Below are 23,499 nucleotides of genomic sequence, written 5' to 3'. Positions count from 1 at the left end.
AGGGTTGAAAGAGAACAGCGCAATATCCCAAGGAGCTATTTCCACCCATGGTCAGCATGTTGTCCATCCTTCCCCCAGCCACCAGCCAGCCGAGTGGCGTGAGCCTCCCAGGCATCGTGATCAGCCTCGGCGTCGGCGTTGCCGTCTGGCTCGTGGCCACGTTCATCATTTCCCGCATCACCAAGCGGGTGGCGTCGGGGAGCAATTTCTTCAAGAAGCCCACGTTCAGGTGGGCTGCTCCGGCCTTTAGGGCCCTTGACCACGAACGCCGGGTCCAGCGTGCCGAAACCATCGGTTCACTGCTCAACAGCGTGGTGGGCGTGCTGGTGGTCATCATCACCGGCATGTACGTGCTGCAGAACCTGGACATCAACATCGCCCCGCTGCTGACCAGCGTGGGTATCCTCGGTGTGGCCATCGGCTTCGGCGCCCAGCAGCTGATTCGCGACTTCCTGGCCGGGATCTTCATTACCATTGAAGACCAGTACGGGATCGGTGATGTGATCGAAACCAGCGAAGTGGTGGGCGTTGTGGAGTCCATGGGACTGCGGATCACCCGCGTCCGCTCGGACGACGGCGCCATCTGGTACCTGCGCAACGGCGAGATCCTGCGCGTGGGCAACCGGTCGCAGGGACGGTACGTTCCACTGCATGAGTCCGACGACGGCACCACCGACCAGGGCTCGGCGCACGTTGAGACCAAGAAGACTGACCAGAAAGCCGGGGACTAGCATGTCGCTTCCCATTGAGCCGCGCCCCGGGCAGCGGCCCCAGTTGATGCAGAATGATCCCTTCAGCAAGCCGGATTACACCGACAGCTTCTACGACGCCGTGGGCGGCCACGAGACCTTCGTGAAGCTCATTGACGTCTTTTACGACGGAGTGGCCACCGATCCCCTGCTGCGGCCGATGTATCCGGAAGAGGACCTGGCGCCCGCGAAGCGCCGCTTCCTGATGTTCCTTGAGCAGTACTGGGGCGGGCCCACAACGTATGGCGAGGAGCGCGGCCACCCGCGCCTGCGCATGCGCCACATGCCCTTCAAGGTCACGCCGGAGGCAAAGGACCGGTGGCTGTTCCACATGCGCACCGCCGTGGACGCCCTGGAGTTGCCGCCGCTGTACGAGGGAACACTGTGGGACTACATGGAGCGGGCCGCGCTGTCCATGGTGAACAGCCCCTCCGGTTCCTGAGTCTCTTATCCGGCCGGCGCCCTGCGGTCTGGCCTAGAGCAGGCCGCTGCCGGTGCGCGCCAGGACGTGGCCGCGGGGTCCGGTAAGCCGGAACCAGCGGCCGGCCCGGTAGAGCTTCTGGTCGCCGTCGCCCAGGAACCCCAGCGCGAAGGCGGCGAAGGCAGCGCCGGCGGGCAGGCCGGCGTCGTCCAGTTCCCGCCCCCATACCGCGGCCCGTGCGTTGTTCACGATGAGTGCGCCCGGTTTGTCCGGCACAATGCCGGCCACCTCGGCGATGCCCGCCTCGGCTGCCGCCCGCAGGCGGGAATCGCTGACGGACCCCAACAGTTCCCATCCGCCCCGGGGGGCGCCTACCCCGGTCCAGGACTCGGTGACGGTGGTGGGTGGAACCGGCAATTCGACGTCGCCCTCCCCTGCCCGTGCCAGCCTGTCCAGGACGGATGACAATGCAACGGTGACATCCGTTCCGGACGGTTCCGCCAGTGCCATGGTGCGCAGGCCCAGGATCGTCGGGGTGGATTCGCCCAGGAGCCTTGGCCGCAGGACGCACACGTAGGCGGCCAGGACGGAGCCGGCGGCCTGCAGGCGGATGGCACCGTCATCAATGGCTTTGGCCCGGGTGGCGAAGGTCTTCAGGTCGGCGAGATCCCGCGGGTCTGCGAAACGGAAGGACGAGGTGAGAAGTTCAGACACATCTAGAACACTACCGGCTGCACTCCGGTTGAGTGGTTTGCGGGCCGCCGTCTAGAGTCGGACCATGACTGAAGCCGAAGCCGGACTGCTGGCGCCGCCCACTGGCGACCCCACCTCATCGCTGATCGAACTGCTGGACCTTGGTGAGCTTGAGGGCGCCCGCACGGATGAGGATATTTTCCTGGGCCCCTCCCAGCAGCAGCCGCACCACAGGGTATTCGGCGGGCAGGTGCTGGCGCAGTCGCTGGTGGCATCGATCCGGACAGTTGACCCCGAACGGTTCGTCCACTCCATGCACGGCTATTTCCTGCGGCCCGGCGACGCCAACAAACCCATCACCTTCGGGGTGCAGCGGCTGCGCGACGGCCGGTCTTTTTCGGCCAGGCGGGTCCACGCCTACCAGGACGGCGTGCCCATCCTGTCCATGATCGCCTCGTTCCAGGGAGAGGACGAAGGGGTCGAGCACTCGTCTGTTATGCCGGAAGGAATCCCGGACCCCGACTCTTTGCCCAGCACGGCGGACCTGCTGGGCAAGTTCGATCATCCGGTGGCACGGCACTGGGCGTATGAGCGGCCCTTCGACATCAGGCACGTCAACCCGGCGCTGTACGTTTCAGCGGCCGGCCCGCGGGAAGCCCGCAACGCTGTCTGGATGAAGACCTTCGGGCCGATGCCGGACGACTCCAACCTGCACCGGGCCGCCCTGGCCTATGCCAGCGACTACACGCTGCTTGAATCCATCCTTCGGCGGCACGGACTGAGTTGGATCACGCCTGGAATGAATGTTGCCAGCCTGGACCACGCGATGTGGTGGCACCGGCCCGCACGGGTTGATGAGTGGCTGCTCTACGTCCAGGAATCCCCCAGCGCCCACGGCGCGCGCGGCCTGGCAACCGGCAAGATCTTCAACCGCGGGGGCCAGCATGTCGCCACCGTTGCGCAGGAGGGGATGGTGCGCATTCCCACCGACCCCGCGGGCGCCTGACGTCGAAGGCACCGCATCCGTGCAGGCACGCTGACCCCGCAGGCACGCAGAAGGCCGGCACCCCGAAAATTGTCGGGGTGCCGGCCTTCTTTTGTGCTGTCAGGCTTTTGGCCCGGTTCCGCGCTGTTAGTCGCGGGTCAGGCGCCGGTGGGTGACGCGGTGCGGCTTGGCAGCGTCCGGGCCCAGACGCTCCACCTTGTTCTCCTCGTAGGATTCGAAGTTACCCTCGAACCAGTACCACTTGGAGGGGTTCTCGTCGTCACCTTCGTAGGCCAGGATGTGCGTGGCCACCCGGTCAAGGAACCACCGGTCGTGCGAGACCACCACGGCGCAGCCGGGGAACTCGAGCAGCGCGTTCTCCAGGCTGCTGAGGGTTTCGACGTCGAGGTCGTTGGTGGGTTCGTCGAGGAGCAGCAGGTTCCCGCCCTGCTTGAGGGTCAGGGCCAGGTTCAGGCGGTTGCGCTCACCGCCGGAGAGCACGCCTGCCTTCTTCTGCTGGTCCGGACCCTTGAACCCGAAGGCTGCCACGTAGGCACGGGACGGCATCTCGACGTTGCCCACCTGGATGAAGTCGAGTCCGTCGGAGACGACCTCCCACAGGGTCTTGTTGGGGTCGATGCCGCCGCGGCTCTGGTCGGCGTAGGAGATCTTGACCGAGTCACCGATCTTCAGCTCGCCGCCGTCGAGCGGTTCCAGGCCCACGATGGTCTTGAAGAGCGTGGACTTGCCCACACCGTTGGGACCGATGACACCCACGATGCCGTTGCGCGGCAGGCTGAATGAGAGCCCGTCGATCAGGACACGGTCGTCGAAGCCCTTTTGGAGGTTCTTGGCCTCCAGGACCAGGCCACCCAGGCGCGGTCCCGGCGGGATCTGGATTTCCTCGAAGTCGAGCTTGCGGGTGCGGTCCGCTTCTGCGGCCATTTCCTCGTACCGGGCCAGGCGGGCCTTTGATTTGGTCTGGCGGCCCTTGGCGTTGGAGCGGACCCACTCGAGTTCCTCGGCGAGGCGCTTGGCCTGCTTGGCATCCTTCTTGCCCTGGATCTCGAGGCGGGCGCGCTTCTTCTCCAGGTAGGTGGAGTAGTTGCCTTCGTACGGGTACAGGTGGCCGCGGTCCACTTCGGCAATCCATTCCGCCACGTGGTCCAGGAAGTAACGGTCGTGGGTGACGGCGAGGACGGCGCCGGGGTAGCTGGAAAGGTGCTGCTCGAGCCACAGGACACTTTCCGCGTCCAGGTGGTTGGTGGGCTCGTCGAGGAGCAGCAGGTCCGGCTTCTGCAGGAGGAGCTTGCACAGGGCTACGCGGCGGCGCTCACCACCGGAGAGGTTGGTGACGTCGGCATCGGCCGGCGGGCAGCGGAGGGCGTCCATGGCCTGCTCCAGCTGGGAGTCGAGGTCCCAGGCGTCGGCGGCATCGATGGCTTCCTGCAGCTTGCCCATTTCTTCGAGGAGGGTGTCGTAGTCAGCATCGGGGCTGGCCATTTCCTCGGAGATCTCGTTGAAGCGCTGGATCTTGCCGTAGATCTCGCCCACGCCTTCCTGGACGTTGCCCAAGACTGTCTTTTCCTCGTTGAGGGGCGGTTCCTGGAGAAGGATGCCCACGCTGTAGCCGGGGCTGAGCCTGGCTTCACCGTTGGAGGGCGTGTCCAGCCCTGCCATGATCTTGAGGATGGTGGACTTACCGGCACCGTTCGGGCCCACAACACCAATCTTGGCGCCCGGGAAGAAGGACATGCTTACGTCATCAAGAATGAGTTTTTCGCCAACGGCCTTACGGGCCTTGGTCATTGTGTAGATAAATTCCGCCATGGTCTCAAATCTAGTGGGTTGGCGGGCAGATCTCACATTTACAGCCGGAAAGTCAGCAGGATCAGGAACCCACGAAGCACTTGCCGCTGGCCAGGACCGGAAGGACGGTGACGGTCACTGCACCCTCGCGCACCTGTCCAATGACGCAGTCCTTGCCCTGCAGCACGGCAGCCTCGATGGCGTCCGCCTCCAGGCCGGTGGGCGTCCGGCTCTGCGAGACCTGGAGCACTGCCGGCGCGATGCCGGCTCCCGTCAGGGCGTCGCTGACCTGGGCCGTGGCCGGCTTGGGTGTTCCTGCTGCCAGTTTGGCCAGGGTGTCGGTTACGGTCCGCTTTACGGTTTCGGTGGCCGCGGCGGCCGAGGTGCTGGCACCGGCTGACGTGTTGGCCAACGTTTCCCCGTCGGCGGCGCTGCCTGGGGCCGCTGGATTGGCACCCTGGGCTGCAGCTTCCTGCGCCGCCGGCGCCGTTGCCGCCGCCGTTGCCGTTGCCGTTGCCGGTGCCTTCAGCGATCCGTCACCGCTGCCCTCGACCCGCGGATTGTCCGCTGCGGGACCGGCGGCACACCCCGACACGAGAGCGGCCAGGACAGCACATGACAGCGCTGCACCGGCCCGGTTTATCTGCCGGCGGTAAGGGGTGGGACGCATGGTGTCATTGTGCCATGCGCCGGACGCCAGGCCGGTATGGCCGGCTGCAAGTGGCCACCCGCGCGCTGGTGCGGACGCGTGGTGGCGGGGGTGGGATGGAGGCGGGCGGACGGCCGGCGGCGGGGGGTGCCACCGGTCCGTCCGCCCGGGACTGAACGGGGAACGTTGACAGCTGATGCGTGTTTCCTAGACTTCGGCGAGTTCCCCGGTTTCCAGGTCAAGGGCAGCGAGTCCGCCGTCGTTGTCCTCAATGACGACCGCTGCATGGCCAAGCTCCCCGGGATGGTCGTCCTCACGGTCCTCCGGTTCGTCAAGGGCCGGGTCCATGGCAGGGGCATCCTCCGGGGACTGCGGCTGCTCCACGAGGGAAAGCGCAGGCCTTGAAGCGGTCCGGATGAAGTTTGCCGAGCCGAAGGTAAGGTCATGCCCCACGGCCTCGGCATCGATGATGGTGGAGTGGTAGACCCGGCCTTCCTTTTCCCAGGTGCGGATCTTCAGCTTGCCCACGACGATGACCGGCTGGCCTTTCCGGATGCTGCAGCCCAGGGTCCCGGCGAGGTTGCGGTAGCCCTGCACGGTGAACCAGTTGGTGTGCCCGTCGCCCCACGTTTTGGATTCCCGGTCAAAGCGGCGCGTGGTGGAACCGAGCCGGAAGGAGGCTGTTGCCACTCCTCCCGGCGTGGTGGAACTCGTGATCTCAGTGGCAACGAAGCCCCGGATGGTAATCGTTTCGCTCATGTCTACGTCCTGTCTGGATGGTGGCGCCTGTAGCAGGCATGACCAGCATCGCCCCGGATGCCCGCGGGCAGGAGGCACGGGTTCCCGTATGTGGACAACAGGGCCCGCCACGCCACATGGGGAGGAACAGTGCAGGCCGGATGACGCCGCCGCCATGCCGGGCAATGTAAACTTTTTGAGGCGCCGGCCTGCAGGCCGGTAGCTGATGCCTCAGTAGCTCAGGGGATAGAGCAGCGGCCTTCTAATCCGCCGGTCGGGGGTTCGATTCCCTCCTGGGGCACCTTGGTGGCTGATGCCCCGGTCTTCGGACCGGGGCGTTGTGCACCCGCCGCTATGCCTGCAGCCGGTGCGGCGCGGCCACAAGGGACCGGATCACGCTGCCGGCAGCCCCCAGCAGGGCACCAAACTCCCCCACCGCGGACACCGTTACCTGCTCCGACGCATACTTTCCGGGCGCATATTTCTGCAGGCTGTCCAGCAACGGGGCACGCAGCCAGGGCTCAAGGACTGCGAAATGGCCGCCCAGTACTACCGAATCGATATCCACCACCCGGGCCGTTGAAGCAAGCGCTATGCCCAGGCAGCGGCCCGCACGTTCGACGGCCGATACCGCCTTGGGTGCCCCGCCCTCGAGTGCCTGCAGGAGCGCTGACATCGCGGCAGACCGTGAACTCCCGTCCGGGGCCAGGCCGGCAGCAATGAAGATGGCGTCCTGGCCGGCCACCGTCTCCAGGCAGCCGGTCCCCCCGCAGGAACAATGGCCGCCGTCCGGATCCACCACGATGTGTCCCACTTCGCCGGCATGGCCTCCGGGGCCGGTGAACAGCTCGGAACCGATGACAATCCCGCCGCCCACGCCCACCTCACCGGAGACGAAAAGGAAGTTCGCTGCGCGGTCCGGCCGGTGCCGCAGTTCGGCCAGGGCTGCGGCATTGGCCTCGTTGAACAGTGCAACCCCCAGCGCTGTTTCGGGCAGCAGGGCGTAAAGGTCGAGGTCAACATTGACCCAGCCCAGGTTGGGAGCGGTCAGCACGCGCGCCCTGGCCGGGTCCACCAGTCCGGGTACCGCCAGCCCGCCGCCCACGACGTCGACGCCCTGTTCACCGGCAGCACCCCGCACCCTGGCCGCCAGGCCTGCGAGTGCGGCCAGCACCGGCTTGTCCGGGCTGTTCCGGTTATCGCGCTCCCGTACCTCGCGCCGCAGCACCTTCCCTGACAGGTCAACCACGGCGGCGGAAATGTAGTCGACGTTGACCTCCATTCCCATGACAGCACGGCTGGGGCTGAGCTCCAGCCCCACGCCCGGCCGGCCGCGGCCTTGGGGGTTAAGCCCGATTTCGCGGATGACCCCGGCGTCCAGGAGGTCCAGCACCAGGCTGGACACCGACGCCTTGGTCAATCCGGTGGCGCCGGCAACCTGGGCACGGCTGGGATGCGTGCCGGGCGGGAACTCGGCAATCGCGCCGAGGACCAGGGCAAGATTGCTGCGCCTCACGTCCCCCACGTTTCCGGGGGCCGGGGATCCGGACCCCGCCGCTGCAGGCGCCGGCATCACCATGACAAAGCTCCTTGGTTAGACGCTTCCGCCAAGTTTTTCGGCGGTCTCCACGCTGGACTATTGACCCCACCCTACGTCCGCTCATATAGTTCAGGCAATGAACTAAAGCTTCGCAATTCCGCGGCGCAACCCGATCGCAAGGACGCATCATGACTCTCTCCCCCACGCCCGCTGACAAGTTCACCTTCGGCCTCTGGACGGTCGGCTGGACCGGCGCCGATCCGTTCGGCGTGGCCACCCGTGCCGCTTTGGATCCGGTGGAGGCAGTCCACCGCCTGGCAGAACTGGGCGCCTACGGCATCACGTTCCACGACAATGACCTTGTTCCCTTTGACGCCTCCGCGTCAGAGCGGGACCTGATCCTGAAAAACTTCCGGTCAGCCCTGGCCGAGACGGGACTGAAGGTCCCCATGGTGACCACCAACCTGTTCAGCCACCCGGTCTTCAAGGACGGCGGCTTCACCTCAAACGACCGTTCCATCCGCCGCTTTGCCCTCTCCAAGGTCCTGCGCAACATTGACCGCGCCGCAGAGCTCGGCGCTGAAACGTTCGTCATGTGGGGCGGCCGCGAAGGCAGCGAATACGACGGCTCCAAGGACCTGGCAGCCGCCCTGGACCGCATGAAGGAAGGCGTTGACACCGCGGCCGGCTACATCAAGGACAAGGGCTACAACCTGCGGATCGCCCTTGAACCCAAGCCGAACGAACCCCGCGGCGATATCTTCCTGCCCACTGTCGGCCATGGCCTGGCCTTCATTGCCCAGCTCGAACACGGGGACATCGTGGGCCTGAACCCCGAGACCGGCCACGAGCAGATGGCGGGACTGAACTTCACCCACGGCATTGCGCAGGCACTCTGGGCCGGCAAGCTCTTCCACATCGATCTCAACGGCCAGCGCGGCATCAAGTACGACCAGGACCTGGTGTTCGGCCACGGCGACCTCACCAGCGCCTTCTTCACGGTCGACCTGCTGGAGAACGGCTTCCCGGGCGGCGGCCCGAAGTACGACGGCCCGCGCCACTTCGACTACAAGCCCTCCCGCACCGACGGCTACGACGGCGTGTGGGAGTCCGCCAAGGCCAACATGGCCATGTACCTGCTGCTGAAGGAACGGGCGCTGGCGTTCCGCGCAGACCCGCAGGTCCAGGAAGCACTCAAGACCTCCGGCGTCTTCGAACTCGGCGAGCCCACCCTCAGTGCCGGCGAAAGCACCGCAGACCTGCTGGCCGACGCCGCAGCCTTCGAGGACTTCGACGCCGACAAGGCTGCTGAGCGCTCCTTCGCGTTCGTCCGGCTCAACCAGCTCGCCATCGAGCACCTCCTGGGCGCCCACTAGGCCATGGTGCTCGTCGCAGGCATCGACAGCTCCACCCAGTCGTGCAAGGTGGTGATCCGCGATGCCGATACCGGAGCATTGGTCCGCCAGGGCCGGGCCCCGCACCCTGAGGGCACCGAGGTCCACCCGGACCATTGGTGGACGGCACTGCAGAAGGCGGTGGCAGACGCCGGCGGACTGGATGACGTCAGCGCCGTGTCTGTCGGAGGCCAGCAGCACGGCATGGTCTGCCTGGACAGCGACGGTGCGGTGATCCGGCCGGCGCTGCTGTGGAACGATACCCGCAGCGCCGGCGCCGCCCTGGAACTCATCGAATCCGCCGGCGGCGGCGATCCAGCCGTCGGCGCGCAGTACTGGGCGCGCGCCACCGGTACGGTGCCGGTCGCATCCCTGACGCTGACCAAGCTGCGCTGGCTGGCGGAAAATGAACCGGAAAACGCCGCGGGGGTGGCCGCCGTCTGCCTGCCGCATGACTGGCTCACCTGGCGGCTCGCAGGCCACGGGCCAGGCAGCGGTAAAGAAGGGCTGGCCGCCCTGGCCACGGACCGCTCGGACGCATCCGGTACGGGCTACTACTCGACGGCGGAAGGCAAGTACCTGCCGGACGTCCTGTCCGCGGCACTCGGCCACGTGCCGGTCCTCCCCCGGGTCCTCGGGCCCCTGGAAGCGGCGGGAAAGACGCCGGCGGGCACCCTCCTGGCGGCAGGCGCCGGGGACAATGCGGCGGCCGCGCTTGGTGCAGGGGCCCGGTTGGGCGATGTGGTGATGTCACTGGGCACGTCCGGGACCGTCTTCGCGGTCTCGGATTCACCGGCGGCTGACGCCTCGGGACTGGTGGCCGGATTCGCCGACGCCGCCGGGCATTTCCTGCCGCTGGTGTGCACCTTGAATGCCACCCGCATCTTCGATGCCACCGCCGCCCTGCTGGACGTGGACCTGGCCGAGTTCAACCGGCTGGCGTTGTCCGCCGGGCCCGGTGCCGGCGGCCTCACCCTGGTCCCGTACTTCGATGGGGAAAGGACCCCCAACCTGCCGGACGCCACCGGCTCCCTGCACGGCATCACCCGGGCCAACTACACCCCCGCCAACGTGGCGCGCGCCGCCGTCGAGGGCGTTGTCTGCTCACTGGCGGACGGCCTGGCGGCACTGCAGGACCAGGGCGTGACCGCCCGGCGGATCCTCCTGGTGGGCGGCGGGGCCCAGTCAGCAGCCGTGCAGGAAGTGGCCGCCAGCCTGCTGGGAACCGGCGTCACGGTGCCGCAGCCGGGCGAGTACGTGGCCGACGGCGCCGCGCGCCAGGCTGCGGCGGCACTCACCGGACGCTTCCCCGAGTGGGCGGCAGACGCCGTCGACCTTCCGCTGGGAAAGGACGACGCCGGCGTGTTGGCAAGGTACCGCCGGTTCGCCTCGCTCTACCCATAGGGCTGCAGCAGGGCAGCGGGCAGGAAAAAGGACCCGGAACCAGGGTGGGAAAGCCTCCCCTGGTCCGGGTCCTTTCATGTGGGGCGCAGGCTCCTGCCGTGACGCAGCAGGAGCCCGCGGTCTTGAACCAGGTCAGGCGTACGGCAGGACAAGCTCCGCGTACCGCTCCTTGACCGCGGCCAGGACGGTGTTGCCGTCCGTGTCCCAGATCTCCTGATTGAAAATCTCCACTTCGATGTCGCCGGTGTACCCGGCGTCGCGGACCCAGGTGCCGATCGTGGCAAAGTCCACCACGCCGTCGCCCATGTACCCGCGGGAGAGCAGCGGATCGGCGGCGATGGGCATGTTGAAGTCGCACACCTGGTAGGAGGCGATGCGGTTCTCCCGGCCGGCGCGTTCGATCTGCGCCTTCAGTTCCGGGTCCCACCAGACGTGGAATGTATCGACGGCGACGCCAACTGTCGATGCGTCGAAGGGCGCTGCGAGGTCCAGGGCCTGCCCCAGGGTGGAGATCAGTGCGCGGTCCGCGGCGTACATCGGGTGCAGCGGTTCCAGCACCAGGCGGACGCCGTTTTCCTGTGCGAAAGGGACCAGGTCCGCGAGCCGGTCAGCCACACGCTGCCGGGCGTCCACGATGTCCTTCTCCCCTGACGCGAGTCCGCCCACCACCAGGAACAGTTCGGTGGTGTCCAGCGCCACGGCTTCGAGGATCGCTGCACGGTTGTCGGCGAGCGCGTTTGCCTGGCCTTCCGCGTCCGCCGCCGTGAGGAACCCGCCGCGGCACAGCGAGGACACACGCAGGCCCGCGTCCTTGATCAGGCGTGCTGCCTTGTCCAGACCGGCCTCCGCCACCCGGTCGCGCCAGGGGCCGATGGCGGGGATGCCGGCGTTGACGCAGCCCTCGACCACCTGGGCAAGCGTCCACTTCTTGGTGGTGGCGCTGTTGATGGACAGGCGGGAGAAGTCGCTCATACTCCCACCCCGTTGATCCGCAGGTAATCGGACATGCGGAAGGCGGCCAGCGCCGGGTCCTTCAGCAAGCCGGCCTGGTCGGCCAGCTCAAAGGTCCGGGCAAGGTGGCAGACGGAGCGGCCGGAGTGCAGGCCGCCGACCATCTGGAACCCGGGCTGCTTGCCGTTGAGCCAGGACATGAACGCGATGCCGGTCTTGTAGTAGAACGTCGGGGCGCTGAAAATGTGCTTGCCCAGTTCACGGGTGGAGTCCAAAATTTCCCGTGCCCTGGCCGGATTTCCGGCGTCATAGTTCTGCAGGGCCACGGAAGCGGCCGGGTAGATGGCCGCGAAGATGCCCAGCAGGGCGTCGGAGTGGTGGCTGCCGTCGCCGTCGATGAGCTCCGGGTAGTTGAAGTCGTCCCCGGTGTACAGGCGGACGCCTTCAGGCAGCGCCGCCCGCAGGGCCACCTCGTGGCCGGCGTCGAGCAGGGAGACCTTGACCCCGTCCACCTTGGCCGCGTTGTCCCTGATCAGGCCCAGGAAGGTTTCAGTGGCAGTGGCGACGTCGTCCGAGCCCCAGTAGCCCGCCAGGGCGGGATCGAACATGGTGCCCAGCCAGTGGAGGATGACCGGCTGGTCAACCTCCTGCAGGAGTGTGGAGTAGACGTTCAGGTAGTCTTCCGGCCCACGTGCTGCCTTGGCAAGTGCCCGGGAGGCCATGATGATGACCTTGGGGCCGGCCTCGCTGATCACGGCAATCTGCTCACGGTATGCCCCGAGGACGGCTTTCAGGCCGGCCTCACCCGTGGGCAGGGCGTCGAGGTCCAGCTGGTCGGTACCGGCACCGCAGGACACGAGGTCACGGACCGATTTACCGGCGGTGGCCGGGTTGTTGGCCGAGACCACCGATGCTGCCTCGACGCCGGTGCGCTTGATGAGCTGCTGCGTGGCGGCCCAGTCAAGGCCCATGCCGCGCTGGGCGGTGTCCATGGCGTCGGCCACACCAAGACCATAGGACCAGAGCTCGTGGCGGTACGCCATGGTGGCGTCCCAGTCCAGGCGCGCCGGGGCTCCGGGAGTGTTGTCGGCGAGGACCTCGGGGATGACGTGGGCCGCGGCGTAGGCGCGCCGCGCGGTAAGCGGGGCGGTGGGGCGGGCCCACGGCATGGCTCCCCGGAGGCGGTACTCCCTGGTGCCGCCGTCCTCGGAGGGAAGGATAAGGGAAGTCATCAGAGCGTGATCTCCGGGATGTCAATGGTGCGGCGCTCGTCATTGGACCGGAGGCCAAGTTCGGCGAGCTGGACACCGCGGGCGGCGGACAGCAGGCCGAAACGGTGTTCCCTGCCGGCCACAACGTCGCGCAGAAACTCTTCCCACTGCAGCTTGAACCCGTTGTCCAGCTCGGCATTGGCCGGGACTTCCTGCCACTGGTCGCGGAAGGACTCGGTGACGGGCAGGTCCGGGTTCCAGACCGGCTTGGGGGTGTGGGCGCGCTGCTGGGCGACGCACTTGTTCAGGCCTGCGACGGCGGAGCCATGGGTCCCATCAACCTGGAACTCCACCAGTTCATCGCGGTAGACACGCACTGCCCAGGACGAGTTGATCTGGCCGACCACCTGGTCGCCGCCCGGGGTCTCGAGCTCGAAGATGCCGTAGGAGGCGTCATCCGCCGTGGCCTTGTATTCCTTGCCGGCTTCGTCCCAGCGCGCCGGGATGTGGGTGGCGGTCTTGGCGTTGACGCTCTTGACCTGGCCGATGATGCCCTCCAGGACGTAGTTCCAGTGGCAGAACATGTCCGTGGTCATTCCGCCGCCATCTTCCTTGCGGTAGTTCCAGGACGGGCGCTGCGCGGCCTGGATGTCGCCTTCGAAGACCCAGTAGCCGAACTCGCCGCGGATGGAGAGGATGCGGCCGAAGAAGCCCTCGTCCACCAGGCGGCGGAGCTTGACCAGGCCCGGGAGGTAGAGCTTGTCGTGGACGACGCCGGCAGTAACGCCTGCCTCCTTGCCGATGCGGGCCAGTTCAATGGCTTCTTCGAGGGTCTCGGCCGTGGGCTTCTCGGTGAAGATGTGCTTGCCGGCCAGCATCGCCTTCTTCAGGGTTGCGGCGCGCAGGCTGGTCATGGAGGCGTCAAAGATGACGTCCACCGTGGGGTCGTTGATCACGGCGTCCAGGTCCGTGGTCCACTCGGACACCTTGTGCTTTTCCGCCAGTTCCCGGATCTTGGCCTCGTTGCGGCCCACCAGGATGGGTTCAACCTGGACCCTGGTGCCGTCCGGGAGGGTGAAGCCGCCGCCATCGCGGATGGGCAGGATGGAGCGCAGCAGGTGCTGGCGGTAGCCCATCCGGCCGGTGATGCCGTTCATGGCGATGCGGATTGTCTTTGTTTCGAAGCCCATGTGTCCTCCACGGTGAGTGAGCAAGGTAGTCAAGCTAATTGGGAAAGCGCATTCCCACTGCTTCCATGATGCACGGCGCGCTTCCCCTTGGCAAGCGCTTTCCGAAACTAGTTTGAACTGCCATAATGTGCTTTAGCCTTCGAGCCCGTACAAGACCAGGAGATGCAGTGGCTGCAAGTACCCTTACCGAGGTGGCCCGCCTTGCCGGCGTTTCCCCCGCCACGGCCTCCCGCGTGCTGAACGGATCCGCCCGCAAACCGGGGAAGGACATTGCCGAACGGGTCCGGCAGGCGGCTGAGTCGCTCGGCTACATCCCCAACGCACAGGCACAGGGGCTGGCGAAATCCAGTTCCGGCCTGATCGGCCTGATCGTCCATGACATTGCCGATCCCTACTTCGCGGCCATTGCCAGGGGCGTGCAGGAAGCCGCCCGGGAACAGCGAAAGATGGTACTCCTTGCCACCACCGGCGGCGGCCCCGCGGAGGAAAAGGAAGCGGTGGCTGCGTTCGCGGCGCGCCGGGCAGACTCGATCGTGATCGCCGGTTCCCGCTCAAGCCGCGACGAGGACAAGGACGGCAACAGCGAGCTGGCAGCCGAACTTGACCGGTATTGCCGCAACGGCGGCCAAGTGGCGGTGGTGGGCCACCCCGTCGTGGGTGCAACTGCTCCGGAGGGGTACCACGTGGTGAAAGTGCCCAACCAGGAGCTGGCCGGCCGGCTGGCCACCGAACTTGCGGGCAGCTGGGACGGGGACTTCGTCATTGTCGGCGGTCCCGAAGGCCTCCTGACCTCTGATGACCGGGTCCGCGGTTTCCAGGAGGGACTGGAACGGGCCGGGCGGCGGCCGGCGGAAGTGCTCCGCAGCGCGTTCAACCGGTCCGGAGGATATGACGCCGGACTTGAACTGGCCGCCCGGATCAAGGCAGCCCGGACCAACGCGGGCCCGTCCGGCGAGGGGGGCGGCGCACCCAAGCTGTGCATTTTCGCCGTCAACGATGTGATGGCCATCGGGGCCGCGGCAGCATTGCGGTCCGAGGGGCTCCGCATCCCCCGCGACGCCGCCATCGCCGGTTTCGACGATATTGAGACCCTCCGCGACTTCCGGCCGGCCCTTTCCACGGTCCGCCTGCCGCTGGAGGACATTGGGCGCGTGGCCACCCGGGCCACCCAGCGGAGGCTTGCCGGCGACGACGGCGACGACGGCGACGGCGCCGACGACGCTTCACCCGGTGACATCACAGGCGAGGTCACGCTGCGGCGCAGCACCGAAGCTGCCGCCTGATGGCGGCGCGTGCGCTTACGGCAGTTCCCGCCCGTCCGGGGGCTGCCGGCGCCCGGCCGGCCATCCTGGTCCTGCCGGGAGGAGGATACGCCCGCCAGGCTGACCACGAAGCGGAGCCCGTTGCAGAGTGGCTGGCCTCCCTGGGAATCCACGCCTTCGTCCTCCGCTACAGGGTGGCCCCTGACCGGCACCCTGCTCCCCTGGAGGACGCAAAGGAAGCAATGCTCCACATCAGGAAGGGACAGCACCGGTTCGCCGTCGACCCGGAGCGCATCGGCGTCCTGGGCTTCTCCGCCGGCGGCCACCTGGCGGCCACCCTCAGCACGGCAGCTGCCACCGGAAACCCGGACCTGGATGTGCCCGCAGCCGTCCCCGACCTCTCGGTGCTCTGCTATCCGGTTGCATCACTGACCCACGAGGCGCACCAGGGATCGGTGGCAAACCTCCTTGGCGGCGCGCCGCCGTCGGGCCTCCTCAGGGCCCTCTCGCCGGAGCTGAACGTCACTCCCCGGACGCCGCCGGCCTTCCTCTGGCATACAGCCGATGACGACGCCGTTCCGGTGAGCAACAGCCTGAACTATGCCAGGGCGCTCTTTGCCGCCGGCGTTCCGGCGGAACTGCATGTCTTCCCGCAGGGACGGCATGGGCTGGGGCTTGCCGCGGACCACCCCGGACCACGGCAGTGGACCGCACTGTGCGCAGCCTGGCTGCAGCGTGCCGGATGGACGGACTCCGTCCACCAAGCCGCCACGGCCGGCCCCGCCTAGCCCCGCGCCCGCCGAGGCCGGACCGGCCTAGCCCAGAGCGCGGATGGTCCAGCCCGCCGAGTGGGCCTGGCCGGGCTGCAGGTGCACCAGGTCCGTGCCTGAATGCAGGGCATCAGGCGGACACGTCATGGGTTCAACAGCCAGGCCCAGCCGGTCCGGGCGGGCGGGCTTGTCGCCGGTGTGCACCTGGACCCAGGGCCATTCGGCGCCCCATTCGAGTTCCACACCTGTACCCAATGGGTCCAGTACCCGCACCCGGGCCAGGCCCGCACCGTCCCGGGCGATGTCCGTGAAGGCGTGGTCGATCTTCACCGGCCCCAGACGCCGCGGCGAACGGAAGTCGAAGGCATCCCCGTCCACCTGCCGCATGCCCACCGGCAGCAGCCGGTCAGGGGTCACCTCCAGGTAGGCAGCGGCCGGCAGATCCAGCGTCCAGTCATCCAGCGGGGACGGACCGGCCACCAGGTAGGGATGGGGGCACACCCCGTACGGGGCGGCAGCGGCACCGGTGTTGACCGCCCGCACCATGCCATGGAGCCCGTCGGCGGAGAGCGTATAGGTCACCGACAACTCCAGGTCCCCCGGGTAATCCGGGCCGGCCGGAATGCGGCAACCCAGGACGGCGCGGTCCGCGGCCGCTTCCAGCACCTTCCATGGCCTGTGGATGGCAAGGCCATGCAGGGCAGCGCCGCGTTCCGGTTCGTTGACGGCAGCGGCATAGGACTTGCCCCCATACGAGTAGGTGCCGTCCGCGAGGCGGTTGGGCCAGGGCGCGCAGACCACGCCGCGGTAGTCGGGTACGGGTCCGTCGGGGCCAAAGCCCACCACCAAGTCCCTGTCCCCGTGGCGGAGTTCCCTCAGCGCCCCGCCGCGGAGGGTGACGACGGCGGAGTAGGGTCCGTGGGCGAGGTGGACTTCAGTTCCGGGCATGGTTACCTCTGCGTCGTAGTGTGTTAGCGCTCACCAGCCTACCGCACCGCCGGCGCTGTCCACTGGCTACAGTTGCCCCATGGATACCGCCGCCGACCAGGACCTCATCGCCTCCGTCAGGGGTGCACTCCACGGGCTGGCCGACCCTGTCCGGGCTGCGGGAGCGCAGGCCTACATGAAGTCCGAGCTCCCCTCGCTCGGCGTACGGGTTCCCGAGGTGCGGCGCATCGCGAAGCGGGCTGCCCGGGAGCATCCGCCGGTTTCCGCCGGGCAGCTGCGCGCCACCGTGCTGGACCTGTGGCGCACCTCCACGTTCCGGGAGGAGAAGTACGCGGCCATCGACCTGACAGCACACCGGCTGGTGGCCTCCGACCTGGACATGCTTCCTGTGTACGCAGAAATGATCCGGACAGGCGCATGGTGGGACTTTGCCGATGGCGTGTCCGGCCGGATCTGCACCCTGCTGCAGGCGCACCCCCGGGAGATGTCGGGTCTCCTGCTGCGGTGGAGCAAGGACCCCGACCTTTGGATCCGCAGGGCCGCCATCACGTCGCAGCTGCGCGCCGGGAAGGCCACCGACACGCGACTGCTCGCCGCCATCATCGAGCCGAACCTGGCGGACCGGGAGTTCTTTATCCGCAAGGCCATCGGCTGGGCGCTGCGCGAGTACGCCAAGACCGCACCGGAGTGGGTGGAGGCGTTCGTTTCCCGCAACAAGGACGCCATGAGTCCGTTGTCGCGGCGGGAGGCCCTGCGCAGGATCAGCGCCGGGGCCGCACAGCAATAGCCGCCGCTAGATCACGGGACGTTCGACGACGGGCTGGTGCGATTTGCGGAACAGCCTGCGGGTGCCGGGGTCCCAGAAGATCAGGTACAGGGCAAAGAGCAGGGCGGTCAGCGCCGCGGCAACGCGGGCCAGGGCGAGGGCGAAGCCGAGGTCCTGGGTCTGGAGGTACGGGAAAACGTCCAACTGGTCCGAAATCGCGTAGATCATGAAGAAGGACACCACGAAGTACAGGGCCTTGACCTGCCAGTCGTTCCTGATGCCGGTCACGGCAAAGAGCGGTATGAGCCAGACGACGTACCAGGCCTGGATGATCGGGGCCAGCAGGACCACGGCCGCCAGGGCGAGCGTGAGGCGGCGCATCAGGCGGTCGTAGTCACCCTTGAAGATCTGCCAGGCGACGATGCCCACGGCCAGCAGCTTGCCGGCGTCGAATACCCAGCCCGCGGGGACCGAACCGTCAAAGCCGAAAGCGGTGGCCAGGGATCCGACCACCATGCCAATCAAGCCCACCGGGGCGTACCAGATCGAAATGCTGCCCGGCGCGGACAGGCCGTTGATCCAGCCGAAGCCGAACCCGCTGACCATGCTCAAGGCGGTCAACAGCGCCAGGCTCAGGCCGGCCGTCAGGGCCCAAAACGCCACTTTCCGGAGCCAGCCCGCGTTCCGGCCTGCCCACAGGAGGCCGATGAAGGGCAGGAAGACAATGGTGATGGGCTTCACCGCGATGGAGAGGGTCACCAGGGCGATGCCACGGACCTGGCGCCGGGTCGCGGAGTAGTACAAGCCTGCCAGGGCGAGCCCGATCATCAGGGAGTCGTTGTGGACACTGGCAATGAAATTGGTCAGGAAGAGCGGGTTGGCCACGGTCAGCCAGAGAGCGCGGTGCGGGTTCACGCCGTGCAGTTCGGCGAGCCGGGGCACGTAGACGACGCAGAGCACCACACCGGCCAGCGCCACCAGCCGGAAGAGCATGACGCACGCCTCCGGCTGGACGTTGGTCACCCAGACGACGAACTGCTCGATCCACAGGAACAGCTGGCCATAGGGAACCGGCGCCTCGGTCCACATTTTGTCGGCGCCGAGCTGGAAGTAGTTGGACAGCGCGGAAATGCCGTTTTCGTACGGATTGAAGCCCTCCACCATCAGGCGCCCCTGCCCGATGTACGCATACACGTCGCGGCTGAACAGCGGCACGCTGAACATCATGGGAAGACCCCATGCCACCACCGCGGACAGGGTTGCCCGCCGTGCCTGTTCACCCCACACCCGGACTTTCTGGCCCAGCCGCAGCCAGGCACGCACCAGCAGCATGCCGCCGATGGCCACCAGGACGATGGACAGCGCCACGCCGGGAGCCTCCGTCCGCATCCAGATGAACACGGGCATCCGCCGCAGTTCCGAGACCGGGGCCAGCCAGCCGACGCCAATGGAGCCGATCATCATGAACATGGAGCCCAGGAAACCGGCAAGCAGGGGTGAGCGCGGATTGTCCACCTCGGCACTGCCCGTTCCGGCAATACCGGCCGCCGCCATCTCCCCCGTTGCGGGCACAGGCGCCGTCATCTCAGGATCGTCCAATCTTGTTGCGTTTTCCGCTGTTGATCCGGCGGGCCGCACGGGCCGGCCGGGACACGATTAAGGGGCGGAAGGGCGACCCGCCGCGTACCGAAATCCTAGCATCGGCAGGGTGCCCGGAAGTGTAACGGTAGGCTGGTCCGGTGCCTATATCTAACGAACGAATCGTCTGGATCGACTGCGAAATGACCGGCCTGGACATCAAGAACGACGCCCTGATCGAGGTGGCAGCACTGGTCACCGACTCGGAGCTCAACATCCTTGGTGAGGGCGTCGACGTCGTCATCAAACCCGACGATGCCGCAGTGGCCCAGATGTCCGACTTCGTCCGGGACATGCACACCAAGTCCGGGCTGCTGGCGGAGCTGCCGCACGGCAAGACGATGGCAGAAGCAGAGGCCGCGGTCATGGAGTACATCTCCACGTGGGTCCCGGATCCGCGCAAAGCACCTCTGGGCGGCAACTCCGTGGGAACCGACCGGGTGTTCCTGTCCCGCGACATGCCTGCCGTGGTGGAGCACCTGCATTACCGGGTCATTGACGTCAGCACCATCAAAGAGCTCTCGCGCCGTTGGTACGCCCGGGCGTACTTCCAGTCGCCGGCGAAGAAGGGTGGCCACCGCGCGCTGGGAGACATCAAGGACTCCATCGACGAGCTCCGCTACTACCGCGAGGCAGTGTTCGTCCCCGCCCCCGGGCCGGACAGCGCCACCGCCCAGAAGATTGCCAGGGGAATCACCAACGGGGACGCCGGGAACCAGTCCGCGGAGTAATCTGCGCCACGTTTTGAGGAAATTTCGCTCAAATCGCTGAAAGTGGACAAAGCACCCTGTTCGAGCAGGTAAGCTATTTGAGTTGCGTTTCCAGGAAGCCGCTCCGGTGGAATTCCCTTGAGGCACATGGTGGGCGTAGCTCAGTTGGCAGAGCGCCTGGTTGTGGTCCAGGAGGTCGCGGGTTCAACCCCCGTCGCTCACCCTCACGGGGCGGCACATGCAGCCGTCAACAAAGGAGGCCGCACCGGATATCCGGTGCGGCCTCCTTTGTCGTGCCCCACCGGGCACACGCATTGCAGCCGGGGACACCGCGAAGCCGAAGGACTACTGATATGACCGTTCTGCCGATCACCATCTGGGGCGAGCCTGTCCTGCACCGCCGCGCCGCCGAGGTGGAGGTCTTCGACGACGAACTGCGCACCCTGATTGCCGACATGTTCGAAACCAACGACGCCGCCAACGGGGTGGGCCTGGCCGCCCCGCAGATCGGCGTCGGCAAGCGGATCTTCGTTTACAAGTACGCCAATGACGACGGCGCTCCCCCAACCGGCGTCCTGGTGAATCCCGTCCTGACCCTGTCCAAGGTCTCAGGTGCTGCTCCCGATCCCGACGAAGAGGAAGAGGGCTGCCTGTCCTTCCCGGGCGAACAGTATCCGCTCAAGCGGGCCGAATGGGCCCGGGTGGAGGGCTTTGACGGGTTCGGGGAACCGGTCCGCTTCGAGGCCACAGGCTGGTTTGCCAGGGTCATCCAGCACGAGTATGACCACCTGGACGGCAAGCTGTACGTCAACCGGCTGTTGGACCGGTATTCCCGCAAGGCCATGAAGCAGGCCAAGAAGAACGGCTGGGGCGTGCCGGGGCTGACCTGGATGCCCGGCGTTGACCCGGATCCCTTCGGACACTGACCGGTTCAGCCACGGGGCCGCCGGCCACCGACCCGGCCCGGCGGATGCCGGTCAGCCTGCCGTAATGGTCTGCTGCTGGGGGCAGGAGGCCAGGACCCGCTTCATGGCGTCCTTTTCCGCTGCCGTTACCCACAGCCCGTACGCGGCCTTCACGGAAATCTGCCGGGCCACGTAATGGCAGCGGATTGCCGTGTTTTTGGGCAGCCAGGTAGCGGCGTCCCCCGCGCTTTTTTGCTGATTGGCGGCGCCGTCCGCCGCGATGAGGTTCAGGGGATCGTTTGCCAGGCTCTGGCGTTCCTTCGGCGCCAAACGCTGGGCGCCCTTTTGCCAGGCATCACCCAGGGCGACGACGTGGTCGATCTGGACCGCGCGGCTGCTGTCCGAACCGCGCCGGAAATCAATATCCTGCCCCGTGTAGGGTTCCCGGAAATGCCCGGACGTCACCTTGCAGGAGGAACCCTCCGAGAACACAACATCGGCGAGGTCCCGGCGAAGAATGTCATTGCGGGTGTCGCAGCCGTTGCGGTCCACATCGAGCCAGGCCTGGCCAAAGGCGTCCCGGCTGTAGTCGGTGCTGGGCGCCCGCCCTTTGACAGCCAGGCCGTCAAGGGCTGCGAGGGCGCTGCCGGCCGGCACCGGGTTGGGTTCCTGGACGGGCTTCATCCAGGCGGGGTCGAAGACCGGCGCCTCCGTGGGCCCCTCCGTGGCGGGCCCGGCTGCCGCGAACTGTCCGGCGGTGAAGAACCAGAACAGTGCGGCAAGGATGGAGACCGCGGCCGTCACCAGAAGCGCCCAAGCCTGCCGGGAACGGCGGCGTGCGCGGCGGTAGGCGGACCAGCTGACGGTCACGGGGTTGACGCCGGGAGGGGAAAGTCGGGCACCCCAAGAGCCTAGGACACAGGGCGCGGGCGGCCGCTGATATCCACACTGTTGAGGACGAGTGATGGGTCACAGCGCCCGGTGGTGGCCGCCGGGTTATTGTTCCCTGGTGACCCTACGCAGGTCTTCTTCCGCGATGGACAGCAGGTCCTCGAGCTGGCGCACCCGCTCATCGGTGACGTCGCCGGTCCTCTGGGCGGCACGGGCGCGCTCCAGAAGCCGCACGGCTTCCTTATGGTTGGCTTTGGCCACGTCCAGTGCGTGCTCGAGGGTGGTTTCGTGCTGAAGTGTCGATTCGTTGTCCATGCCACCAGTGTGGTCCCGTTTCCCGGCTGATTCCAGAGAATCAGCCGGGAATTCGCAGGACGCGGGCGGATGTGCCTAGACGGCGATCGCGGCCAAGGCGGCAGCGCTTTCCTTGGCGGGGAAGGACGGCGGGTTCACGCCTGCCATCTCTTCCATGACGCGGACCACCTGGCAGCTGTAGCCGAACTCGTTGTCGTACCAGACGTAGAGGACCAGGTTCTTGTCCGTGGACACGGTGGCCAGGCCGTCCACGATCCCGGCGCGGCGGGATCCGACGAAGTCGGTGGAGACAACCTCGGGCGAGTCGATGTAGTCGATCTGCTTGCGCAGGTCCGAGTGCAGCGACATTTCACGCAGGTAGTTGTTGACCTCGTCCTTGGTGGTGCCGTTTTCAAGGGTGAGGTTCAGGATGGCCAGCGAAACGTCCGGGGTGGGGACGCGGATGGAGCTGCCGGTGAGCTTTCCCAGGAGTTCGGGCAGGGCCTTCGCCACTGCCTTGGCGGCACCGGTTTCGGTGATGACCATGTTCAGCGCAGCGGAACGGCCGCGGCGGTCGCCCTTGTGGAAGTTGTCGATCAGGTTCTGGTCGTTGGTGAAGGAGTGGACGGTTTCCACGTGGCCGTGGACCACGCCGAACTTGTCGTTGATGGCCTTCAGGACCGGGGTGATGGCGTTGGTGGTGCAGGACGCCGCGGAAACGATCTTGTCCGAGTCGGTGATGTCCCGGTGGTTGATGCCGTGGACGATGTTCTTCAATTCACCCTTGCCCGGCGCGGTCAGCAGGACCCGCGCAACGCCCTTGCTCTGCAGGTGCTGGGACAGGCCTTCGGCGTCGCGCCAGCGGCCGGTGTTGTCCACCACCAGGGCGTTGTTGATGCCGTAGGCGGTGTAGTCGATGGTGGCGGGGTCGTTCGAGTAGATGACCTGGATCTGGACACCGTTGGCAGTGATGGTGTTGGCCGCCTCGTCGATCCGGATGGTGCCTTCGAAGGACCCGTGGACGGAGTCGCGGCGCAGCAGGCTGGCCCGCTTGGAGAGGTCGTTGTCGGATCCGCGGCGCACCACAATGGCCCGCAGGCGCAGGCCGTGGCCACCGCCGGCCTTTTCGATGAGGACGCGGGCCAGGAGGCGGCCGATGCGGCCAAAGCCATAGAGCACGACGTCGGTGCTGGTGCGGTCATCGCCGCCCCGCTTGCCCACGATTTCGGCGAGCTCTTCGCGGAGGAATTCCTCCAGCGTGGCGCCGTTGCCTTCTTCCTTGAACTTCTGGTTCAGGCGGGCGATGTCGATCGCGGCGGCACCCAGTTCGAGTCCGGCCAGCGTGTTCAGCAGGGGCGCCGTGTCCTCCAGGAGCAGTTCGTCCTTGCTCATCCGGCGCGCGAAGCGGTGCGCCTTGAGGATGTTCATGGTGGACTTGTTGATCAGGCTCCGGCCGTGGATGCTGGTCACCACGTTGTTTTCGCGGTACAGCCTGCCGATCACCGGGATCATGGCCTCGGCGAGGGCCTCCCGGCCCATCCACGTATCAAGACAAGAATCAGACGTCTGGCTCACAGAAAT

General features: G+C 66.9%; 23 protein-coding genes and 2 tRNA genes. 12 read left to right on the top strand and 13 right to left on the bottom strand.

Features of this window, described 5'->3' with window-relative positions:
• Nucleotides 1-47 precede the first annotated feature (47 nt).
• Together AB0280_RS15855 and AB0280_RS15850 are read left to right on the top strand one after the other, a co-directional pair.
• Nucleotides 48-731, top strand: coding sequence for a mechanosensitive ion channel family protein (locus AB0280_RS15855; RefSeq protein WP_159631787.1), 684 nt, complete (start codon nt 48-50; stop codon nt 729-731).
• Nucleotide 732: 1 nt separating this feature from the next.
• A complete protein-coding gene (locus tag AB0280_RS15850) occupies nt 733-1,191 on the top strand; it encodes a globin (protein ID WP_275180260.1) in 459 nt (152 codons plus the stop codon).
• 33 nt (nt 1,192-1,224) lie between these two features.
• Here AB0280_RS15850 and AB0280_RS15845 read toward each other — a convergent pair whose 3' ends face one another.
• A complete protein-coding gene (locus AB0280_RS15845) occupies nt 1,225-1,884 on the bottom strand; it encodes a hypothetical protein (RefSeq protein ID WP_224026316.1) in 660 nt (219 codons plus the stop codon).
• Nucleotides 1,885-1,948: 64 nt separating this feature from the next.
• Between AB0280_RS15845 and AB0280_RS15840 the strand changes: the two genes are divergently transcribed.
• Nucleotides 1,949-2,869: an acyl-CoA thioesterase gene (locus AB0280_RS15840; RefSeq protein WP_224026317.1), complete on the top strand. Its 921-nt coding sequence runs from the start codon at nt 1,949-1,951 to the stop codon at nt 2,867-2,869.
• Nucleotides 2,870-2,995: 126 nt separating this feature from the next.
• On the opposite strand, the gene ettA is transcribed toward AB0280_RS15840, so the two are convergent.
• From ettA to AB0280_RS15825, 3 genes are all read right to left on the bottom strand, one after another.
• Nucleotides 2,996-4,678, bottom strand: coding sequence for an energy-dependent translational throttle protein EttA (gene ettA / locus AB0280_RS15835; RefSeq protein ID WP_159631783.1), 1,683 nt, complete (start codon nt 4,676-4,678; stop codon nt 2,996-2,998).
• 61 nt (nt 4,679-4,739) lie between these two features.
• The gene (locus tag AB0280_RS15830) at nt 4,740-5,327 is read right to left on the bottom strand and encodes a DUF6993 domain-containing protein (RefSeq protein WP_275180261.1); all 588 of its coding nucleotides are present in this window, start codon (nt 5,325-5,327) and stop codon (nt 4,740-4,742) included.
• Nucleotides 5,328-5,513: 186 nt separating this feature from the next.
• The gene (locus AB0280_RS15825; protein WP_159631781.1) at nt 5,514-6,065 is read right to left on the bottom strand and encodes a single-stranded DNA-binding protein; all 552 of its coding nucleotides are present in this window, start codon (nt 6,063-6,065) and stop codon (nt 5,514-5,516) included.
• 207 nt (nt 6,066-6,272) lie between these two features.
• On the opposite strand from AB0280_RS15825, the gene AB0280_RS15820 reads away from it, so the two are divergent.
• A tRNA-Arg gene (locus AB0280_RS15820) sits at nt 6,273-6,345 on the top strand.
• A gap of 51 nt (nt 6,346-6,396) precedes the next feature.
• Here the strand turns inward: AB0280_RS15820 and AB0280_RS15815 are convergent.
• Complete coding sequence (locus tag AB0280_RS15815) at nt 6,397-7,623, bottom strand: ROK family protein (protein WP_366367756.1); 1,227 nt, start codon at nt 7,621-7,623, stop codon at nt 6,397-6,399.
• Between the two features lie 149 nt (nt 7,624-7,772).
• Between AB0280_RS15815 and xylA the strand changes: the two genes are divergently transcribed.
• Both xylA and xylB read left to right on the top strand, forming a co-directional pair.
• Nucleotides 7,773-8,960: a xylose isomerase gene (xylA, locus tag AB0280_RS15810; protein WP_224026366.1), complete on the top strand. Its 1,188-nt coding sequence runs from the start codon at nt 7,773-7,775 to the stop codon at nt 8,958-8,960.
• Between the two features lie 3 nt (nt 8,961-8,963).
• On the top strand, nt 8,964-10,382 hold the full coding sequence (xylB, locus tag AB0280_RS15805; protein ID WP_366367755.1) for a xylulokinase: 1,419 nt from the start codon (nt 8,964-8,966) through the stop codon (nt 10,380-10,382).
• Between the two features lie 132 nt (nt 10,383-10,514).
• Here the strand turns inward: xylB and AB0280_RS15800 are convergent, their stop codons facing one another.
• Genes AB0280_RS15800 through AB0280_RS15790 form a run of 3 tightly spaced genes read right to left on the bottom strand, consistent with a single transcriptional unit; the run spans nt 10,515 to nt 13,734 of the window.
• A complete protein-coding gene (locus tag AB0280_RS15800; protein ID WP_275180264.1) occupies nt 10,515-11,354 on the bottom strand; it encodes a sugar phosphate isomerase/epimerase family protein in 840 nt (279 codons plus the stop codon).
• Nucleotides 11,351-12,565, bottom strand: a complete 1,215-nt coding sequence (locus tag AB0280_RS15795; RefSeq protein WP_275180265.1) for a dihydrodipicolinate synthase family protein — start codon at nt 12,563-12,565, stop codon at nt 11,351-11,353. The genes AB0280_RS15800 and AB0280_RS15795 overlap by 4 nt, the downstream gene beginning before the upstream one ends.
• A complete protein-coding gene (locus AB0280_RS15790) occupies nt 12,565-13,734 on the bottom strand; it encodes a Gfo/Idh/MocA family protein (RefSeq protein WP_366367753.1) in 1,170 nt (389 codons plus the stop codon). The genes AB0280_RS15795 and AB0280_RS15790 overlap by 1 nt, the downstream gene beginning before the upstream one ends.
• A gap of 167 nt (nt 13,735-13,901) precedes the next feature.
• Between AB0280_RS15790 and AB0280_RS15785 the strand changes: the two genes are divergently transcribed.
• Nucleotides 13,902-15,017: a LacI family DNA-binding transcriptional regulator gene (locus tag AB0280_RS15785; protein ID WP_307490340.1), complete on the top strand. Its 1,116-nt coding sequence runs from the start codon at nt 13,902-13,904 to the stop codon at nt 15,015-15,017.
• Complete coding sequence (locus AB0280_RS15780) at nt 15,017-15,784, top strand: alpha/beta hydrolase (protein ID WP_224026372.1); 768 nt, start codon at nt 15,017-15,019, stop codon at nt 15,782-15,784. The genes AB0280_RS15785 and AB0280_RS15780 overlap by 1 nt, the downstream gene beginning before the upstream one ends.
• 27 nt (nt 15,785-15,811) lie before the next feature.
• Here AB0280_RS15780 and AB0280_RS15775 read toward each other — a convergent pair whose 3' ends face one another.
• Nucleotides 15,812-16,714 carry an aldose 1-epimerase family protein gene (locus AB0280_RS15775; RefSeq protein WP_224026373.1) on the bottom strand — a complete coding sequence of 301 codons (903 nt, stop codon included), beginning with the start codon at nt 16,712-16,714 and terminating at the stop codon, nt 15,812-15,814.
• Between the two features lie 79 nt (nt 16,715-16,793).
• On the opposite strand from AB0280_RS15775, the gene AB0280_RS15770 reads away from it, so the two are divergent.
• Entirely contained in the window at nt 16,794-17,501 is a 708-nt protein-coding gene (locus AB0280_RS15770) for a DNA alkylation repair protein (RefSeq protein WP_224026374.1), read from the top strand.
• Nucleotides 17,502-17,507: 6 nt separating this feature from the next.
• On the opposite strand, the gene mptB is transcribed toward AB0280_RS15770, so the two are convergent.
• A complete protein-coding gene (gene mptB, locus AB0280_RS15765; RefSeq protein ID WP_366367751.1) occupies nt 17,508-19,064 on the bottom strand; it encodes a polyprenol phosphomannose-dependent alpha 1,6 mannosyltransferase MptB in 1,557 nt (518 codons plus the stop codon).
• Nucleotides 19,065-19,219: 155 nt separating this feature from the next.
• On the opposite strand from mptB, the gene orn reads away from it, so the two are divergent.
• The 3 genes from orn to def all read left to right on the top strand — a co-directional run bounded on the left by orn (nt 19,220) and on the right by def (nt 20,754).
• Nucleotides 19,220-19,849 carry an oligoribonuclease gene (gene orn / locus AB0280_RS15760; RefSeq protein ID WP_224026376.1) on the top strand — a complete coding sequence of 210 codons (630 nt, stop codon included), beginning with the start codon at nt 19,220-19,222 and terminating at the stop codon, nt 19,847-19,849.
• Between the two features lie 129 nt (nt 19,850-19,978).
• Nucleotides 19,979-20,051, top strand: a tRNA-His gene (locus AB0280_RS15755).
• Nucleotides 20,052-20,181: 130 nt separating this feature from the next.
• Nucleotides 20,182-20,754 (top strand): peptide deformylase, encoded by a 573-nt coding sequence (gene def / locus AB0280_RS15750; RefSeq protein WP_224026377.1) that lies wholly within the window; start codon nt 20,182-20,184, stop codon nt 20,752-20,754.
• 51 nt (nt 20,755-20,805) lie between these two features.
• On the opposite strand, the gene AB0280_RS15745 is transcribed toward def, so the two are convergent.
• The 3 genes from AB0280_RS15745 to AB0280_RS15735 all read right to left on the bottom strand — a co-directional run bounded on the left by AB0280_RS15745 (nt 20,806) and on the right by AB0280_RS15735 (nt 23,493).
• Nucleotides 20,806-21,603, bottom strand: a complete 798-nt coding sequence (locus AB0280_RS15745; RefSeq protein ID WP_224026378.1) for an HNH endonuclease family protein — start codon at nt 21,601-21,603, stop codon at nt 20,806-20,808.
• 126 nt (nt 21,604-21,729) lie between these two features.
• Nucleotides 21,730-21,939 (bottom strand): hypothetical protein, encoded by a 210-nt coding sequence (locus AB0280_RS15740; protein ID WP_159631767.1) that lies wholly within the window; start codon nt 21,937-21,939, stop codon nt 21,730-21,732.
• Nucleotides 21,940-22,014: 75 nt separating this feature from the next.
• Nucleotides 22,015-23,493 (bottom strand): glyceraldehyde-3-phosphate dehydrogenase, encoded by a 1,479-nt coding sequence (locus AB0280_RS15735; RefSeq protein ID WP_366367749.1) that lies wholly within the window; start codon nt 23,491-23,493, stop codon nt 22,015-22,017.
• Between the last annotated feature and the right edge of the window lie 6 nt (nt 23,494-23,499).

It is taken from the genome of Pseudarthrobacter sp. 902506025 (assembly GCF_040702325.1).
In the GTDB taxonomy this organism is placed as follows: domain Bacteria; phylum Actinomycetota; class Actinomycetes; order Actinomycetales; family Micrococcaceae; genus Arthrobacter.
This window is presented reverse-complemented; position numbering and strand designations above follow the sequence as displayed.

What these genes read in the sequence shown, in the direction of transcription:
- mptB (WP_366367751.1), bottom strand. Translation starts at nt 19,064, where the DNA reads ATGACGGCGCCTGTGCCCGCAACGGGGGAGATGGCGGCGGCCGGTATT.
- AB0280_RS15850 (WP_275180260.1), top strand. Translation starts at nt 733, where the DNA reads ATGTCGCTTCCCATTGAGCCGCGCCCCGGGCAGCGGCCCCAGTTGATG.
- AB0280_RS15795 (WP_275180265.1), bottom strand. Translation starts at nt 12,565, where the DNA reads ATGACTTCCCTTATCCTTCCCTCCGAGGACGGCGGCACCAGGGAGTAC.
- AB0280_RS15825 (WP_159631781.1), bottom strand. Translation starts at nt 6,065, where the DNA reads ATGAGCGAAACGATTACCATCCGGGGCTTCGTTGCCACTGAGATCACG.
- AB0280_RS15840 (WP_224026317.1), top strand. Translation starts at nt 1,949, where the DNA reads ATGACTGAAGCCGAAGCCGGACTGCTGGCGCCGCCCACTGGCGACCCC.
- AB0280_RS15790 (WP_366367753.1), bottom strand. Translation starts at nt 13,734, where the DNA reads ATGGGCTTCGAAACAAAGACAATCCGCATCGCCATGAACGGCATCACC.
- xylB (WP_366367755.1), top strand. Translation starts at nt 8,964, where the DNA reads ATGGTGCTCGTCGCAGGCATCGACAGCTCCACCCAGTCGTGCAAGGTG.
- AB0280_RS15775 (WP_224026373.1), bottom strand. Translation starts at nt 16,714, where the DNA reads ATGCCCGGAACTGAAGTCCACCTCGCCCACGGACCCTACTCCGCCGTC.
- ettA (WP_159631783.1), bottom strand. Translation starts at nt 4,678, where the DNA reads ATGGCGGAATTTATCTACACAATGACCAAGGCCCGTAAGGCCGTTGGC.
- AB0280_RS15740 (WP_159631767.1), bottom strand. Translation starts at nt 21,939, where the DNA reads ATGGACAACGAATCGACACTTCAGCACGAAACCACCCTCGAGCACGCA.
- AB0280_RS15770 (WP_224026374.1), top strand. Translation starts at nt 16,794, where the DNA reads ATGGATACCGCCGCCGACCAGGACCTCATCGCCTCCGTCAGGGGTGCA.
- xylA (WP_224026366.1), top strand. Translation starts at nt 7,773, where the DNA reads ATGACTCTCTCCCCCACGCCCGCTGACAAGTTCACCTTCGGCCTCTGG.
- AB0280_RS15830 (WP_275180261.1), bottom strand. Translation starts at nt 5,327, where the DNA reads ATGCGTCCCACCCCTTACCGCCGGCAGATAAACCGGGCCGGTGCAGCG.
- AB0280_RS15800 (WP_275180264.1), bottom strand. Translation starts at nt 11,354, where the DNA reads ATGAGCGACTTCTCCCGCCTGTCCATCAACAGCGCCACCACCAAGAAG.
- AB0280_RS15815 (WP_366367756.1), bottom strand. Translation starts at nt 7,623, where the DNA reads ATGGTGATGCCGGCGCCTGCAGCGGCGGGGTCCGGATCCCCGGCCCCC.
- AB0280_RS15855 (WP_159631787.1), top strand. Translation starts at nt 48, where the DNA reads ATGGTCAGCATGTTGTCCATCCTTCCCCCAGCCACCAGCCAGCCGAGT.
- AB0280_RS15780 (WP_224026372.1), top strand. Translation starts at nt 15,017, where the DNA reads ATGGCGGCGCGTGCGCTTACGGCAGTTCCCGCCCGTCCGGGGGCTGCC.
- def (WP_224026377.1), top strand. Translation starts at nt 20,182, where the DNA reads ATGACCGTTCTGCCGATCACCATCTGGGGCGAGCCTGTCCTGCACCGC.